The sequence below is a fragment of the Photorhabdus africana genome, from assembly GCF_035181445.1.
Lineage (GTDB): Bacteria > Pseudomonadota > Gammaproteobacteria > Enterobacterales > Enterobacteriaceae > Photorhabdus > Photorhabdus laumondii.
The window spans coordinates 1-283 of record NZ_JAXBVE010000249.1; the positions used below are offsets into that span (position 1 = coordinate 1).

Annotated in this window: 1 pseudogene; it reads right to left on the reverse strand. The window is 47.3% G+C overall.

The annotated features are described in order from the left end of the window. Window positions 1-283 (reverse strand): annotated as a pseudogene (locus tag SLS51_RS23630) (ISNCY family transposase); the annotation flags it as partial.

The following is a 283-nucleotide window of genomic DNA, read 5'->3' on the forward strand; positions in this document are numbered from 1 at the left end:
GTGACAATAATGTCCAAACTCACGCCATGCCGTAATAAGGCACGAGCCGTTTCCAGTTTACCTTCCGCTCGGCCTTCCTCTCGGCCTTGCACAATACCCTGCTCAATGCCTTGCTCAATACCTCGCTCAATACCTTGCTCAATACCTCGTTCAATACCTTGCTTGATACCTCGCTCAAGCCCTTTTTGTTCAAGCTGTTCTGCAATAGTCATCAACATCGTTTCATGCTCCGGAGATTGTTCAATCAGTTGATGGACAAATTGTGAGAGATCCAGCGTATGTC